We start from the raw sequence: 13432 nt of genomic DNA, 5'->3' as shown, positions 1-13432 counted from the left end.
GGCTGGCGCTAACGCTCAGCCGCCGTGAGCCCTGGCAATCAACACTGGACTGGAATGTATTGCATCACTGCCGGCACCCTGTCGGAACAGCCACGCACACATTCCATCGTCACCACGCGGGTTTTCTTTTCCGGCTCGCCCACCTGCTGATACAGCGAACCACTCAGGCCATTGCCGGGCGACCCGGAGCACACCAGCATCATGGTATCGCCCTTCATGAAGACACAAGGCTCATCCGTGAACCGGTGTATCGAGTCGAAGCCGCTATCCGCCGCTTGAGGCAACCGGACAACACCGATGCTTTCCATACCAAGACGAAACGTCTGACCGTCGTCACTCTGGCCTTCAAGACGCCCCACCGACTCTGCAGACACCAGCGGCGATATCAGCAATAACACAATCACCCACGTTCGCATGACAACCTCCTTGTCATTGAAGCGAACCTTCACTAAAGCAAATGTGTGCGCATTTTGAAATAGCTGCTGCAAGGCGGAGCCCGGAAGCGCGATTCCGTGAGCGGATCATTCAAAGAACATTCCGACTGCAGAGCTCAGTTTCCGTCGCGACGCAGCACAAAGAAAAACGGCTGCTTCATGCCTTTCAAGTCCATGATGCCGAGCACGGTGTTGTCATCCACCTTGCGGAACACATCGTTGATCGGCAGGTTGTCGTACATCATGGTCGCCGTGGCCACCCCCCGGTAGGTGGTGGTGCGCAGTCGCGCGGCGGACTTGCGCCCGGATAGCAACGGCAAGATCCACTGGAACACCTTGCCCACAAACGCCGAATTCAGGAACGGCATCTGATCCAGCAACCCCAGCCCGGGCATGGTCAGTAACGGCTTCACCGAGGTGAGCTTGCCGGAGACCTTGCGGAACACCAGCGGGTGCACATGCTCTTCGCTCTCGAAACGCTTGCCGTGCCAATGGCAACGCTCCAGCACCCCATCCAGCGGGTGGCCGGTTTCAAACCCTTCGCCTTTCCAGGCACCGATCATGAAATCCGGGGCCACCGGTTCCAGCGCATCAAAAATGGCCAGTGCCTCACCACCGGTCGCTTGCCCCTGTGCCTTTGCCGCAGTGAAAGACAGGCCCGGTACAGCCTGAACAGAAGGGTTGGCTTGCGTTGCTCGATTCATGGGCATTCCTCACAGGTGATGAATAGATGGGGGAATCACGCTAATGGCCGCGCCGTCCCTGCACCAGTAAAAAACCGCACTTGTCCGACCAGGGCGCTAACCAAAACCACCAGAATTGACGAGAAGTATCGATCTCCCCACAAGCAGTAAACTTTCTGGTGCAATACATTTACCCTGCGCAGGCCTGGCTCCGCCGCTGGGCCTCGGCACTGGCAAGCAAGCGTTTCTGCTCCGCACCCAACATCCGGCTAACCGCCTTCAGTTCCGTGATCTTGCGATCCACCGCGGCTTTCTTCTCGGCCATCAACGCCGCGCCCTGATCACAATTGATACTGTCATTGCGCAGGGCGTCCAGCACCTCGCGGATCTCCTTGAGCGAAAAACCAAGTGCCTTCAGCTGGCGCACCATGCCTACCCGCTGCACCGCTTTGTCCGAATAATCCCGGTAGTTATTACCCCGCCTGCCGACCTCCAGCAGCAACCCCTCTTTCTCGTAATACCGCAAGGTATGCCGGCTCACACCGGTCCGCTGTTCCAGTTCTGCAATGCGCATAGGAGGCTCACTTATTCCCTGTTGACCTTAGAGCATACTCTACACCTTAGCGTAGTGGTGAGCTTGCTCCGCACCTCCGTGAAAACAGGAAAAGGACATCACCATGATCTTCTTTATCACCGGGGCCACCGGTTTTATCGGTCGCCACGTCTGCGCCAGCCTGACCCGCCAGAACCATACCGTCGTCGCCATGCTGCGACGCCCAGAAGCCCAGCTGGATACCCTGCGCCAACAGGTAGACGCCCTTGGCGGGCAAGGCCACTTGCTCCAGCCGGTCAGCGGCGACCTGGATCAGCCTAATCTGGGCTTGACCGCCCCCCTTACCGAACTCGACGCCGTCATTCATCTCGGCGCCCGTTTCGCCTGGCGGCTGGACACCAGGACCGCCCGCCACACCAATGTAGCGGGCAGCCTGGCCGTGGCAGAACTGGCCCGTCAACACCAATGCCGCCTGGTATTTATCAGTGGTTTCATGCTGGAAAACCAGGCGCACCTGAATCGGATTGGTATTGATACCGCCGCGCCATCAGGCACCGACTGGCCAAAGGTCTACCGACGGGCCGGCGGTTATGAAGCCAGCAAACTGGAAGCCGCCTTTCGGGCCCGGGCTTTTGCCAAACAGCACGCGCTCGATTTTGTGGAAGTCCAGCCCGCTACGGTGGCCGGAAACAGCCAGACCGGCGAGCTGGATAACAGCCAGCCGCTATACAGCCTGCTCGACAACCTCGCTCGCGGTCGCCTGGCACTGGTGCCCGGCACGCCGGCACACTGGTTGCCTCTGGTGGCCGTGGACCACCTCGCAGACATCATCCGCCTGGCCGCCACAGCGGAGGCCGTGCCGGAAAAACTGCTGGCCCTGGATGGGCAGACACCGAATCTTCAACCGATGCTCGCGCAAGCGGCCGCTCACATGAACAAACATGCCCCGCGGCGCTATATCCCCATTCCCGTTCTGACTGCGCTGCTACGCCTGCCCGGCCTTGCAGCATTGATGAATACCTACCCGGAAGCGCTCCACTTTATTCAACCTACACGCTTTGATACCGCCATTACGGACGCTTTTCTCCAACATCATCACGCCACCGCCCCAAACATCAAGGAGGTGATAGAAAGGAGCACCCGGCGATACCATCAGCAGCAAGCCAACACTGAGGCACAATAAATTCCCAAGAAGGAATAAGGAAAAACGGAAAGGGAAAAGAAAAAGAGGAATAAGAAAAAACCCCGCCAACCAAAAGGCATGGCGGGGTGAAAGCAGATTACAACGCCAGCGTGGATTCCACTTCCTGACAGTTACGGCGGGCCAGGGCCAAATTCGATTTGCTTTTGTCCAGCACCAGATAGATAAACAGCCCTTCTTTCGAAGCTACCGGACGAATAATGTGATACTGGGTTCCGAGGGTAATCAGGATGTCTTCAATCTTGTCATTCAGACCCAGGGACTTCATGGTTTTCAACTTGGCGCGGACCACTTCCGTGTTGCCCGCCGCTGCCAACTCCAGGTCCAGACCGGTACCGGCCTGACCCAGCACCATGCCACTGTTGGCATCAACAATGGCGGTACACATGGCACCGTCAGACTGCAGCAATACGTCCATACTTTCTTTGACACTCGCCATGGTAAATCTCCTTCAACACTTATGTTATTTCGATATTTTCATCGGATTATAAAATTTACTTTTTTAGTTTTTCCTCAAGAGCGGCACAACAGTTCTTGGCCCCCCAGAGAAGCTGCCCCAACAAAGAGGCATCGTTCGCCACCACTGCAAGAGCCAGTGGTGGCTTTAGATTCGGAACCTTCATGACCGCAACCACACCTTCGTCCGATTCAACAATCAATCTGCTGCATTCGGAGATGCCCGCCTCCTTGGCGATGGCGGAACTTATCGCCGCCAACGAACTCCCCATGGCTGCAAGCCGGCTTGCGCTGTCCTTGTTCACCTGTAACGAGGCCACTTCAAACCCGTCGGCACTCAGCAATACTGCCGAGGTAACGCCTTTGGTATTTTCCTGAAAATTTTCCAGTTCTTTCTGGGCAACCGCTGTTTCGGTTTTTCCCAGCGGAGAGGCGACTTTCATGCTTGCATCATTCCCATTTCGTTAACTTCAATCTGGCAGAGCAACGCCTCGACCAGTAACAAAACATCGTCTTTTTCCCTGACATCCACCGAAAAAATGGGCGGTGAAATATGACGTTCCAGCAAGGTATCGGTGATCCGTTCGATAATTTCAAAATCCTCGCTGGCCAGCCGGCCTACGCCGATTACCATTGGCATGGCACCCTGCTCCCAGAATGCATCGACGAACACTGACAGGTGGCTATCCAGATCCGGATGCTCGCCATTCAACAGCACGATCACACCAGCAGCATTATTGGCAAGGATCGGCCACATAAACCGGAACCGTTCCTGCCCCGGCGTGCCATAAAGGCGCACACCACCCCCGCCAGGAATATCGATGAAGCCATAGTCCAGCGCTGCCGTGGTCATTTCCTTGTCGCACTGATCAATATCGGTATTCACCACATCCGTGGACACACATTCCTGGTCACTTAACGCAGTAATTGCCGTGGTTTTCCCTGCCCCCATGGGGCCGGTAAAAAGAATTTTGAATTCGTCATTTGTCATTGCTAAGCACTCAACCCCAATCGACTGCGCAAGCCTTTGATCAAACCACCAAAGCGTCCTTTTCCTTCCTCGGCAGCGGCCTCCGGCAACGGTACCTGGACGGCTTCCTCGAACACCATCAGGTCACTCATTTCACATGCATTGATGAACCGGTCCAGCTCTTCCTCACTGCAGTGTGAAACTTGCTGAAGTTGCTGACGGGTCAGGGGGCGCTTGGTCATCAAGGCACACAGAGACAAATGCGTGCGGCTCTTTTCCAGGGTGCCAAAACTGGGCCAGCGTTTAAGATGAAACGCCCCTTCAGGATTCATCCACGGCGCCAGATGCGTTGCGCCGTAACGTGACACCATCCAGCACAATGAAAACAGCGGGCAAGCCACCATCTCTTCCGGTACCGCCTCTGTGGTAGGCGTCAGGGGGCCTAACTCTACGGAGCCTGCAGCCAACTGGCGGAACAGCGCCTTGCTTGCATAGAAACGCTGGGACGCCGGCTTGAAATACAGCACGCCATGGGACGACGACGACACCAGCAGCCCCGCCGGGTCAGGCACGTTTCCGTTAACTGCCTCATGCAGGGATAACCAGAAAGGGGAGACATTATTGGATACAGCGGCAGAGGGCGCAGCTACCTGGGCAGAGGAATGGGACGGTGACGCCCCCCCGGACGACAAGGTGTCCGCAACTTCGTCGAGCACGGATAACAACTGCATGACCCGGAAAGGGTGCTGCAGAATAAACGGCGACGCCGGTTTTTGCTGATTACCGTGGTATACGACAATGCGCGGCTTGTCGCTGCGCTCCCAGCGTTGCGTTTCATCTGTTTGATCGCAGGAAATCATCAGCACATCTGCGCTGTCGGGATCACTGTGGCTCCAATCTACTTCAGACCGGCCATCCATGATCTTCAACATGGACAAGCAGGCGCTTGCCGTGTCATCCCCCAATCCTACAAAGCCCAGCCGTTGCTTTCTCATCGTTTCCACAATCCATGAAATCGGCATCTATCCCTGAACATCCCAGACAAGAAGACCTTCCCTGGGACCGGCGGCTTCCGGTGCTACACCCGGTTAATACTTTATGTGACTTGAGTCCCAAATTAGTCCTGAGGCTTTTCAACCGGCAAACGGATGACGACAAGCGGGCGATTAAAGAGGATGAAAATATAAAATTAATTGCTGATCTCTGATTTCCACGAAAATCAAGCACCAAACCTTGCGCATTTTCCCTCACTTTATGTAAGCAAATGCTTACATTTGGATCCCCCATTTCATCAATCCTGCCCCCATTAGCGGGCTCCAACGTCTTTCTAACCGGTTTCAAACCCAGGTCCGCCATACCTGCAACTCTGCCAACGCATCGGGTATGCTTGCGGCACAGTGGGTATCCGGGGTGCTCCCGGATACGGTTTCTACCGCGACAGAGCGAGCCAAGCATGACCAACCGCGTAATTTATCCCGGCACCTTCGACCCGATTACCAACGGCCACCTGGACCTGGTGGAACGGGCCGCCAAAATGTTTGATGAGGTCGTGGTAGGCATCGCCGCCAGCGAGAAGAAGGGCCCCCTGTTTACGCTGGAAGAGCGCGTGGATCTAACCCGGCGCGTGCTATCGCACCTGCCGAATGTGAAGGTCACCGGCTTTTCCAAGCTGCTGGCCCATTTTTGCCGGGAGGAGGGCGGCAACATCCTGTTGCGGGGCCTGCGCGCGGTCAGTGACTTTGAGTACGAATTTCAGCTGGCCAACATGAACCGCCAGCTGGCGCCAGAGCTGGAGACGGTATTCCTGACCCCCGCGGAACACCTGTCCTTTATTTCCAGCTCCCTGATCCGCGAAATCGCGCTGCTGGACGGGGATGTGAATAACTTTGTGCCACCCCTGGTCGCCGAAGCCCTGGAAGAGAAACGCAAGGCGCGGCAGAAATAAGAGTTCAAAGTTGAAAGTTAAAAAGCGCGCGCCAGGTGATTGGGTTCTGAACGGCTATACCCGCGCCATTACCAGTGTACGCGGGCACGACCAGGCAGAAATCGAGCCCTGTCCGCGTTTCAACTTTAAACTTTTAACTTTCAACTCAACCATAACAACAAAGCCGGACACCGCTCCACACCCACCGGTTCTCAAGGAGGACACCCGATGCGCACCCTGATCCCGTTACTGCTGCTGATCACCGTTACCGCCCAGGCGGCCGGGCCGGGCAAGAACGCGGTGGCCAGCGCCCACCCTCTGGCTACAGAAGCCGGGCTCAACATTCTCGAGCAGGGCGGTAATGCCTTCGATGCGGCCGTGGCCGTGGCGGCTGCCCTGGCGGTGGTCGAACCCTATTCTGCCGGTATGGGCGGGGGCGGCTTCTGGCTGCTGCACCGGGAACAGGACGGTTTGCAGACCTTTGTAGACGCCCGTGAAACCGCCCCCGGCGCCGCTACGGCCACCATGTATCAGGACAAGGATGGCAAGGTAATGCGCGACTGGGCGGTGAACGGCCCCAGCGCCGCCGGTATTCCCGGCCAGGCTGCCGCCTTCGCCCACCTTGCGGACAACTACGGCAAATTACCCCTCACTGCCACCCTGGCCCCGGCCATTGCACTGGCCGAGAAAGGCTTCCGCGTAGAAGAGCATTACCGCAAGCTGGCCGGTTACCGCGAAGACGTGCTCAACCGTTTCCCGGAAGCCGCCGCCATTTTCCTGCACAACGGCAAGGTGCCCCCCAACAACCACCTGATCCAGCAACCGGATCTGGCCCGGGTACTCACCGCCATCGCTGAACAGGGCAACGCAGGGTTCTATCAGGGCGAAGTGGCCAAACAGCTGGTAGACGGCGTGCAGCAGGCCGGCGGCATCTGGACCCTGGACGATCTGGCTGACTACACCGTGGTGGAACGCACACCCACCGTCAGCCCGTTCCGCGAGGGGCGGGTCATCTCCGCACCGCCGCCGTCCTCCGGCGGCATCGTCATGGGCGAAGCACTGAACATCCTCAGCCAGTTCAACGCCGGTGACACCGGCGACATGACCCCGCACCTGGCCATCGAAGCCATGCGCCGCGCCTACCAGGACCGGGCACGGTATCTGGGCGACCCGGACTTTGTGGATATGCCTGTGGATAAGCTGTTGAGTAACGACTACGCCAAACAGCGCGCCAGCAGCATCACCCTGGACAAGGCCACCCCCAGCAGCAGCCTGGGCGAGCCCATCGGCGTGGAGGAAGGCTTTCACACCACCCATTTCTCGGTACTGGATAAAGACGGCAACCGAGTCGCCGCCACCCTGAGTATTAACCTGCCGTTCGGTAGCGGCTTTGTGGCCCCCGGCACCGGAGTGCTGCTCAACAACGAAATGGACGACTTCTCCGCCAAACCCGGCAGCCCCAACGCCTACGGCCTGGTCGGCAGCCAGGCCAACGCCATTGCCCCCGGCAAGCGCCCGCTTTCTTCCATGACCCCCACCTTCGTGGAGTTCGACGACCGGGTCGCCATTCTCGGCACCCCCGGCGGCAGCCGCATCATCTCCATGGTGATGCTGGGTGTCATTGAAGCCGCCAACGATAAACCCATCGAAGACTGGGTCAGTCGCGTGCGATTCCACCATCAGTTTCTGCCTGACGAAGTCCAGGCAGAGCCGGAATTCGTCGGCAGCCAGGCCGCCAAGGAATTGATGCTGATGGGCCACAAGGTGGTTTCCACCGGCCGCAACTACGGCAACATGCAGGCCATCCTGTGGCGCAAGGGCAGTGGCAAGAACAGCGGCGAAGTCACCGCCGCCAGCGACCCCCGTGGTATTGGCAGTGCCGAAGTGCGCTCACCCCAGCCGCACGCCGAGTGACCACCGGCTTTCATACGCCTGATTAAAACCGGAGCCCTGTCATGAGTGAGCTTTTCCAGTTCGGCAAACAGGTTCTTGCCAGCCAGCCATTCAGCGCGCTGCTGGGCACCGAACTCGAGGCCTTTGAACCCGGCAAGGCCGTGCTGACACTGGCTGTGCGCGATGAACTGAAGCAACAACACGGGTTTGTCCACGGCGGTGTTGTCAGCTATCTCGCCGACAATGCGCTCACCTATGCTGGCGGCTCCGTACTGGGGGACTCGGTGACCTCCGAATACAAGATCAACTATCTGCGCCCGGCGCTGGGGGAACGGCTAACGGCCCGTGCCACAGTGCTTTCCAGTGGCCAAAAACAGGCTGTCTGCCAGTGTGAAGTGATCGCCCTGAATAACGGCGAAGAACGGCTCGTCGCTGTTGCCCAGGGCACCATCAGCAAGGTGGAAGGCAAACGTTAACTCACCCCCGGCACGGCAAAACGCCTGCCATCGGACGGATAGCCGCGTGCAACCCGACGTCACACTACAACCACTCAATCAAGGCCTTGCGCCCGCGTTGTTTGCACTCACTGATTGCAATCGCCGCTTCCTGCGCGAGTGGCTACCCTGGCTGGATCAGGTACGCACCGTCGATGACACCCGGCACTTTATTGAAAGCGCAGAAAGAATGGCCGCATCCAATAGCGCCCCCACTTTTGCCATTATTCATGCAGGGGACTTATGTGGCGTTACCGGGTTCCACAGCATAAACAAGCCGCACGGCACCGGATCCATCGGTTACTGGCTCGGGCAGGACCACACCGGCCAAGGCATTGCGACAACCGCCGTCCGACAACTCATTACTATCGGGTTCACGGAATGTGACCTTAACCGGATCGAGATTCGCTGTGCCGTCAACAACCGACAAAGCCGGGCTCTGCCGGAACGATTGGGCTTTATCCATGAAGGCACGCTCAGGCAATCGGAAAGGCTTTATGGCCGATTCCTGGACCAGGCGCTCTACTCACTGCTCGCATCTGACAGCCATGCAAGCACCTCAGGTTCCGGCAAATGACAACAGCCATCGTGCTGACCGGCGGACCCGGCGCCGGCAAGACAGCGGTTATCGAGCATATTGCCCACCTTGGTTTTCACTGTTGCGAAGAAGTCGGCCGTCAAGTGATTCAATCCCAGGTTGAGCAGGGCGGAAAGGCCGTTCCCTGGCAAGACAAAACCGCTTTTCGTGACCGGATGCTGTCAGCCGAGCAGGCCAACCATGCCCGCGTTGCGGACCATAAGGGGGCGGTCTTTTTTGATCGGGGCCTGGTCGATATCTATGGCTACTCGCGCCTTGAAGGTCTGGCGGTCCCCTCCTCTCTGGTTAAAGCCTGCGAAGCGCAGCGATACCATGACCCCGTCTTCCTCTTCCCTCCCTGGGAGGCTATCTTTACCAACGACAAGGAACGCAAACAATCGTTTGCTGAAGCCGTTGCCACCTTCGAGATCATGCAAACGGCCTATCGGCATTTTGGCTATACGCTAGTGGAGGTGCCCCAAGCCCCGGTCCACATCCGGGCCGAATTCATCCTGGATCGTGTGATTCGCTGACCCTCTTTCCAGCCTGACGAGGAACCGCCTATGCGACCGCTGTTCAACACTGCCCTGCCACTGATCCAGGCACCCATGGCCGGGGTGCAGGACTGGCGTCTGGCAGCTGCGGTCTGTGCGGCGGGAGGTTTGGGCTCTGTGCCGGCCGGCATGCTCGATGCCGCCGGCCTGGAGCAGCAACTGGCGCAACTGAGTGCCGCCACCAACAGCCCCTGGAACGTGAATTTTTTCTGCCACGATTCCCCGGCGCCCAACCCGGAAGGCGAACAACGCTGGGTAGAAACCCTCCACCCTTACTATGACGAGTTCGGCGCCGATCCATCAGCGATTCCCGAAGGCCCATCACGCAAGCCGTTTGATGCCGATTGCGCGGCAGTGCTGGCACAATTCCAGCCTGCGGTGGTGAGTTTTCATTACGGCTTGCCGGAGGCCAGCCTGCTGGATCGGGTAAAAGCCACCGGGGCTACGGTTCTGTCCAGCGCCACCACGGTTGAAGAGGCACTCTGGCTCCAGGCACAAGGCGCCGATGCGGTGATTGCCCAAGGACTGGAAGCGGGTGGGCACCGGGGCCATTTTCTCAGCGATGATCTGAGTCGCCAGCAGGGCACCTTTAGTCTGTTGCCGCAGGTCGCCGATGCCGTCTCCATTCCGGTGATCGCCGCCGGCGGCATTGCCAGCCCGGCCGGCGTGCGGGCCGCCATGGCGTTAGGCGCAACCGCAGTGCAAGTGGGCACGGCCTACTTGTTGTGTCCGGAAGCCACCACCAAACCCGTGCATCGAGAATGGCTGAACAGCGACCGGGCCCGACACACCGCATTAACCACGGTTTTTTCCGGGCGTCCCGCCCGGGGCATGGTCAATCGGCTGATGCACGAGCTGGGCTGCTTCCCGGACACCGCACCGGCATTCCCGCTGGCGGGCAACGCTATCGGGCCACTGCGTGCCGCCGCAGAAGCCCAGGGCAGCGGGGACTGTTCGCCATTGTGGGCCGGGCAGAACGCCAGCGACTGCCGCGAGGACAGCGCAGCAATGATCACCGCCTGGTTGGCTGAAGGGTTCTGATAGCACACTCTGTGGGGGGAGCGTAGTCGCCACTGGCAGCGCTATGGCCCAAATTAACCTTGCGGGTGGACAGCCAACAGGCAGAATCGACACCCTGTTTACTACCGCCTTAGGTAGTATGAAACGTTTCCGGCGGCCTGCCGGGCAGAAGTGGGAGCAACCGCCATGCAACGCATCGACATTTCCAAGACTTTCCCGTTCTCCGTGGACAAGCTGTTCGACTTTCTCAGTGTGCACGAAAACCTGGAGCTGATTTTTGCCCCGGCCAAGATCAAGCGCATCAAGGACGGACAGGACAGCCCCAACGGTGTGGGCTCTACCCGGAAAATGCAGATTCTGGTGGCGCCACCGTTCGAAGAAACCGTCACCAAGGTGGTTCCCAACGAGCGCATTGAATACACCATCACCAAGGGCAGCCCGCTGAAGCACCATAAAGGCATCATGCGCTTTTCCGAAGCGGCCAATGGCGGCAGCCAGCTGGACTACACCATCGAATTTGAAGGCAAGCTGCCCCTGATCGGCCCGATCATCAAAGCCGGCCTGGGCCAGGCCATCAGCCGTGGGCTGAACAAGCTGAAGCTGTAATCGTCTCGTGTAGGTCAGATTAGCCTGAAAGGCGCAATCCGACCTGCACTGGCCGGGGCATCTCCGGCGCCCCGGAAACGCGGCTTATCGCAGCACCACTATGACTTTCCCTCCGACAGCAACGACTGCAGCTCCGCCCGGCCTTTGGCATTGGTTTCCACCAGCATGTCCACATCGGCACGATGCTCAATCTGTTCCAGCAACAGGCGCTCATCCAGATCCCGGAAGCTGCGTACCAGATCAATGGCGGTGGATTCGGGAACGCCCAACTGCATCAGCGTCAGGCGGGCACTGAGCAGGGCTGATTCAAAGCTTTCCCGAATCACTTGATCCACGCCCAGGGCATGTAGCTTGTAAGCGTGATAGCGGTCGCGGGCGCGAGCCACGATGGTCACGTTGGGAAAGTGGTGGCGTACCAGTTCTGCGGCTTTCAGGGAGGCGTCCACATCATCCACCGCCAGCACCAGCACCTTGGCATGCTCCAGGCCCGCGTTGTGCAATAGATCGAGCCGGGTTACATCGCCGAAGTACACTTCGTTGCCGTAGCGCCGCAGCATATCAATTTCGTCCGGGTCGGAATCCAGTGCGGTGAAAGGAATTTGGCGGCCTACCAGAATCCGAGCGGTGATCTGCCCGAAGCGGCCAAGCCCGGCAATCACCACCTGGGGATGGTGCGCAGGCATGCTTTCTTCTTCCAGGTCCTTGCGTGGCCCCTTGCTACTCGCCTTGGGCCACAACATCGCCATCAGCTTCAGCAATAACGGCGTACACGCCATGGACAATGCCACCACCAGATTGAGCTGCCCGGCGATGGCCGGGTCGAGCAGGTTCAATGTTTGCGCCTGGGTCAGCAGCACAAAGGCGAATTCGCCCCCCTGGCTGAGCAAAATGCCGAACATGAAGGTACTGCGCCACTCGCCACCGCGCAGGCGGCTGATCACTATCAGCACCAGCGCCTTCAGGCCCAACAGCATCACCAGGAAGAGGGCGATGTTACCCGGGTGGTCCAGCAGCAAACGCAGGTCCATGGTCATGCCGATCGCCAGGAAAAACAGCCCCAGCAGCAGGCCCTTGAAGGGCTGAATGTCGGTTTCCAATTGCTCCCGATAGGGCGAGTTGGCCAGCAACACACCCGCAACAAACGCACCCAGGCCCATGGACAGGCCCAGGTGCTCCATCAGCGCCGCAGAGCCCAGCACCAGCATCAGTGCACTGGCGGTCATCAACTCCCGGTTACGCAGCTTGGCCAGCCAGCCCAGCCAGGGGTTCAGCGCATACTTGCCCGCCAACACCATGGCCACCAGCGCCGCCAGGCCCGCCAGCAATTGCGGGCTGTCCTCCCCCGCCTGGGCGCCAGCGAGCACCGGCAACAGCAGCAGGATGGGAATCACCGCCAGATCCTGAAACAGCAAAATGGAAAACGCGGAGCGGCCCTGCGGGGTGCCCAGCTGGTTGTTCTCTACCAGCATCTGCACCACAAAAGCCGTGGACGACAGCGCCAGCGTCGCGCCGATGGCCAGGCTCTGGTTGGTGCTGAAACCCACCAGCCAAAACCCGCCTGCCAGCAACAACGCGCTGAAGACCATCTGGCTGGCACCCAGCCCCACCAGTCGACGACGCTGCGCCCACAACTGCTGGGGGGCCAGTTCCAGGCCCACCAAAAACAGCATCAGCACCACACCCAGCTCGGCAAAGTGCAGCACATCGTTACCGCCGCTGACCAGGCCAAACCCCAGCGGTCCTACTGCGATACCAGCCGCCAGGTAGCCCAGGATGCTGCCCAGTCCCAACCGCTGAAACAACGGCAACAGCACCAGTGTCGCCCCCAGCAACACCAGCGCCTGCGAGAAAAATCCGTCCACTCCGATCTCCTTTTTTGTCTTGGCTCATGCTAGCGGATTTGCCTGGCTCGCGTTGTTAGGGCCTGTTAACACTACCGAGATAACGCCTGCTGGATGCATTTTTTCGTCCAGTGGTGTCAGCCGGTGTGCCGTGTAGTCATTCTACATAAACAGCGGATGGCGCTGCTGGGCGGAAAAAGGGACCAGCCCTTCGGGTTGAGCCCCA

Annotated in this window: 16 protein-coding genes; 8 read left to right on the top strand and 8 right to left on the bottom strand. The window is 58.9% G+C overall.

Translation table 11 applies throughout. The features are described 5' to 3' along the window. Window positions 1–38: 38 nt before the first annotated feature. The 3 genes from ADG881_RS10795 to ADG881_RS10785 all read right to left on the bottom strand — a co-directional run bounded on the left by ADG881_RS10795 (window position 39) and on the right by ADG881_RS10785 (window position 1691). Entirely contained in the window at window positions 39–416 is a 378-nt protein-coding gene (locus ADG881_RS10795) for a hypothetical protein (RefSeq protein WP_039926621.1), read from the bottom strand. A 134-nt stretch (window positions 417–550) separates the two neighbouring features. Continuing rightward, a complete protein-coding gene (locus ADG881_RS10790; protein ID WP_156790392.1) occupies window positions 551–1138 on the bottom strand; it encodes a DUF4334 domain-containing protein in 588 nt (195 codons plus the stop codon). Window positions 1139–1307: 169 nt separating this feature from the next. Next, on the bottom strand, window positions 1308–1691 hold the full coding sequence (locus tag ADG881_RS10785; RefSeq protein ID WP_007148495.1) for a MerR family transcriptional regulator: 384 nt from the start codon (window positions 1689–1691) through the stop codon (window positions 1308–1310). 103 nt (window positions 1692–1794) lie between these two features. On the opposite strand from ADG881_RS10785, the gene ADG881_RS10780 reads away from it, so the two are divergent. Continuing rightward, window positions 1795–2853 carry an SDR family oxidoreductase gene (locus ADG881_RS10780; RefSeq protein WP_007149338.1) on the top strand — a complete coding sequence of 353 codons (1059 nt, stop codon included), beginning with the start codon at window positions 1795–1797 and terminating at the stop codon, window positions 2851–2853. Window positions 2854–2950: 97 nt separating this feature from the next. Here ADG881_RS10780 and ADG881_RS10775 read toward each other — a convergent pair whose 3' ends face one another. Genes ADG881_RS10775 through ADG881_RS10760 form a run of 4 tightly spaced genes read right to left on the bottom strand, consistent with a single transcriptional unit; the run spans window position 2951 to window position 5292 of the window. Then, window positions 2951–3310 carry a hypothetical protein gene (locus ADG881_RS10775; RefSeq protein ID WP_039926619.1) on the bottom strand — a complete coding sequence of 120 codons (360 nt, stop codon included), beginning with the start codon at window positions 3308–3310 and terminating at the stop codon, window positions 2951–2953. A gap of 55 nt (window positions 3311–3365) precedes the next feature. Next, window positions 3366–3770: a roadblock/LC7 domain-containing protein gene (locus tag ADG881_RS10770; RefSeq protein WP_007150555.1), complete on the bottom strand. Its 405-nt coding sequence runs from the start codon at window positions 3768–3770 to the stop codon at window positions 3366–3368. Then, complete coding sequence (locus tag ADG881_RS10765) at window positions 3767–4318, bottom strand: ATP/GTP-binding protein (RefSeq protein WP_007151251.1); 552 nt, start codon at window positions 4316–4318, stop codon at window positions 3767–3769. Before ADG881_RS10765 ends, ADG881_RS10770 begins: the two co-directional genes overlap by 4 nt. Before the next feature lie 2 nt (window positions 4319–4320). Next, window positions 4321–5292, bottom strand: a complete 972-nt coding sequence (locus ADG881_RS10760; protein WP_156790391.1) for a hypothetical protein — start codon at window positions 5290–5292, stop codon at window positions 4321–4323. 458 nt (window positions 5293–5750) lie between these two features. On the opposite strand from ADG881_RS10760, the gene coaD reads away from it, so the two are divergent. The 7 genes from coaD to ADG881_RS10725 all read left to right on the top strand — a co-directional run bounded on the left by coaD (window position 5751) and on the right by ADG881_RS10725 (window position 11365). Beyond that, a complete protein-coding gene (gene coaD, locus ADG881_RS10755; RefSeq protein ID WP_007150106.1) occupies window positions 5751–6242 on the top strand; it encodes a pantetheine-phosphate adenylyltransferase in 492 nt (163 codons plus the stop codon). 207 nt (window positions 6243–6449) lie between these two features. Further along, window positions 6450–8135 carry a gamma-glutamyltransferase gene (ggt, locus tag ADG881_RS10750; RefSeq protein ID WP_007148360.1) on the top strand — a complete coding sequence of 562 codons (1686 nt, stop codon included), beginning with the start codon at window positions 6450–6452 and terminating at the stop codon, window positions 8133–8135. A gap of 41 nt (window positions 8136–8176) precedes the next feature. Next, window positions 8177–8590 (top strand): PaaI family thioesterase, encoded by a 414-nt coding sequence (locus ADG881_RS10745; protein WP_007151213.1) that lies wholly within the window; start codon window positions 8177–8179, stop codon window positions 8588–8590. 46 nt (window positions 8591–8636) lie between these two features. Then, window positions 8637–9185 (top strand): GNAT family N-acetyltransferase, encoded by a 549-nt coding sequence (locus ADG881_RS10740; protein ID WP_039926614.1) that lies wholly within the window; start codon window positions 8637–8639, stop codon window positions 9183–9185. After that, complete coding sequence (locus tag ADG881_RS10735; RefSeq protein ID WP_007148551.1) at window positions 9182–9718, top strand: AAA family ATPase; 537 nt, start codon at window positions 9182–9184, stop codon at window positions 9716–9718. Before ADG881_RS10740 ends, ADG881_RS10735 begins: the two co-directional genes overlap by 4 nt. A 30-nt stretch (window positions 9719–9748) precedes the next feature. After that, window positions 9749–10780, top strand: coding sequence for a nitronate monooxygenase family protein (locus ADG881_RS10730; protein ID WP_007149744.1), 1032 nt, complete (start codon window positions 9749–9751; stop codon window positions 10778–10780). A 165-nt stretch (window positions 10781–10945) separates the two neighbouring features. Beyond that, complete coding sequence (locus ADG881_RS10725; protein ID WP_007151373.1) at window positions 10946–11365, top strand: SRPBCC family protein; 420 nt, start codon at window positions 10946–10948, stop codon at window positions 11363–11365. A gap of 98 nt (window positions 11366–11463) precedes the next feature. Here ADG881_RS10725 and ADG881_RS10720 read toward each other — a convergent pair whose 3' ends face one another. Then, on the bottom strand, window positions 11464–13227 hold the full coding sequence (locus ADG881_RS10720) for a monovalent cation:proton antiporter-2 (CPA2) family protein (protein ID WP_007149161.1): 1764 nt from the start codon (window positions 13225–13227) through the stop codon (window positions 11464–11466). Window positions 13228–13432 lie beyond the last annotated feature (205 nt).

Origin of the sequence: Alcanivorax sp. DG881, from assembly GCF_000155615.1 — a bacterium.
GTDB lineage: Bacteria > Pseudomonadota > Gammaproteobacteria > Pseudomonadales > Alcanivoracaceae > Alcanivorax.
The sequence above is the reverse complement of the archived record's forward strand: the minus strand, read 5'-3'. Positions and strand labels throughout refer to the sequence as shown.

What these genes read in the sequence shown, in the direction of transcription:
- ADG881_RS10760 (WP_156790391.1), bottom strand. Translation starts at nt 5,292, where the DNA reads ATGAGAAAGCAACGGCTGGGCTTTGTAGGATTGGGGGATGACACGGCA.
- ADG881_RS10775 (WP_039926619.1), bottom strand. Translation starts at nt 3,310, where the DNA reads ATGGCGAGTGTCAAAGAAAGTATGGACGTATTGCTGCAGTCTGACGGT.
- ADG881_RS10780 (WP_007149338.1), top strand. Translation starts at nt 1,795, where the DNA reads ATGATCTTCTTTATCACCGGGGCCACCGGTTTTATCGGTCGCCACGTC.
- ADG881_RS10795 (WP_039926621.1), bottom strand. Translation starts at nt 416, where the DNA reads ATGCGAACGTGGGTGATTGTGTTATTGCTGATATCGCCGCTGGTGTCT.
- coaD (WP_007150106.1), top strand. Translation starts at nt 5,751, where the DNA reads ATGACCAACCGCGTAATTTATCCCGGCACCTTCGACCCGATTACCAAC.
- ADG881_RS10730 (WP_007149744.1), top strand. Translation starts at nt 9,749, where the DNA reads ATGCGACCGCTGTTCAACACTGCCCTGCCACTGATCCAGGCACCCATG.
- ggt (WP_007148360.1), top strand. Translation starts at nt 6,450, where the DNA reads ATGCGCACCCTGATCCCGTTACTGCTGCTGATCACCGTTACCGCCCAG.
- ADG881_RS10770 (WP_007150555.1), bottom strand. Translation starts at nt 3,770, where the DNA reads ATGAAAGTCGCCTCTCCGCTGGGAAAAACCGAAACAGCGGTTGCCCAG.
- ADG881_RS10765 (WP_007151251.1), bottom strand. Translation starts at nt 4,318, where the DNA reads ATGACAAATGACGAATTCAAAATTCTTTTTACCGGCCCCATGGGGGCA.
- ADG881_RS10790 (WP_156790392.1), bottom strand. Translation starts at nt 1,138, where the DNA reads ATGAATCGAGCAACGCAAGCCAACCCTTCTGTTCAGGCTGTACCGGGC.
- ADG881_RS10725 (WP_007151373.1), top strand. Translation starts at nt 10,946, where the DNA reads ATGCAACGCATCGACATTTCCAAGACTTTCCCGTTCTCCGTGGACAAG.
- ADG881_RS10745 (WP_007151213.1), top strand. Translation starts at nt 8,177, where the DNA reads ATGAGTGAGCTTTTCCAGTTCGGCAAACAGGTTCTTGCCAGCCAGCCA.
- ADG881_RS10735 (WP_007148551.1), top strand. Translation starts at nt 9,182, where the DNA reads ATGACAACAGCCATCGTGCTGACCGGCGGACCCGGCGCCGGCAAGACA.
- ADG881_RS10785 (WP_007148495.1), bottom strand. Translation starts at nt 1,691, where the DNA reads ATGCGCATTGCAGAACTGGAACAGCGGACCGGTGTGAGCCGGCATACC.